This window comes from Bovifimicola ammoniilytica, assembly GCF_025567085.1.
GTDB classification, from domain to species: Bacteria; Bacillota; Clostridia; order Lachnospirales; family Lachnospiraceae; genus Bovifimicola; species Bovifimicola ammoniilytica.
In genome coordinates, this window is sequence record NZ_JAOQJN010000024.1 from 1 (window position 1) to 1,158 (window position 1,158).

Below are 1,158 nucleotides of genomic sequence, written 5' to 3' on the forward strand. Positions count from 1 at the left end.
GATAATGTTTCATATGCAGTAAACGCAGAAAAAGAGATTGAAAAAATCAATACCACCTATGTAACCAAAGAACAGTTGATGAATTCATTTAAACCATACAGTAATGGAACAGCAGTAAATTACGGCAAGCTGGTATTTGGTCAGAACAGCAGTAGAAATCCACAGGAATGGTACATCTTAGGAAAGGATGAGGGTGTATCAGGGGATAATACCATCATCGTTGCCGCAAGCCCGATTGCAAGAGGGCAGAAGTTTAATTCAGACATAAGCAATAAGAATGATGAAAATCTATGGTCAGATTGTGTTTATAGTGAAGCGACTATAACAGAAGTATACGCAAATCACTATGGAGCAAGTGAACTTCGTGATACACTGCAGGGTATGACTACGAATACATCCTACTTCACCTCAGCCGAGCAGGGCTTGATGAATGCCACCACAGTGACAACGAAGGATACGAAGAATAGTAGTGTAACCTATACCACCACAGACAAACTGTATGCGTTACAGGGAGATTTTGATAATAACCAATACTTGTGGGCAGGAACCGATGACAGTACAGTACTTGCCATGAGAAGTTACTGGAGGAACGGAGAGTGGTTCTGGCTGCGCTCGCCTTACGGTCGTGATGATGACAGTGCGTTGCTCGCTTATCCGGGCGATTTTGTCGACTACGACTATGTCGACGGCGGATTAGCTGTTCAGCCCGCTTCCAATCTGGATCTGTCATCTGTTCTCTTCGCATCTGCTGCGACAGCAGCATCATCTGATACAAAATCGGAAAAGATAACAGACAGTGCGGCGATGACTTTAAGACTGGACGGAACAGGTAAGGATATTGGTACAGTAACATATAACACCACAACAGGTGATATTAAGGTGGTGAAGGGCAGTACATCACAAACAGTGGCACTTGTAGTGCAGGGCAAGGACGGAACAAATGACTGGTATTACAGTAAACAGATTACAGGAACAGAGGCGATAAATGTATCTGCTATTGAGGCAGAATCAAATACACCGGCATCAATCAATTTATCAGCCTGCAAAATCTGGCTGGAAATAACCGAGGATAATGTTTCATATGCAGTAAACGCAGAAAAAGAGATTGAAAAAATCAATACCACCTATGTAACCAAAGAACAGTTGATGAATTCATTT

Annotated in this window: 1 protein-coding gene; it reads left to right on the forward strand. The window is 42.5% G+C overall.

Annotation, left to right across the window (positions count from 1 at the left end; all coding sequences use genetic code 11):
• Window positions 1-1,158, forward strand: a 1,158-nt coding sequence (locus OCV48_RS13925) for a DUF6273 domain-containing protein (RefSeq protein WP_317246828.1), incomplete at both ends; no start/stop codon positions are given.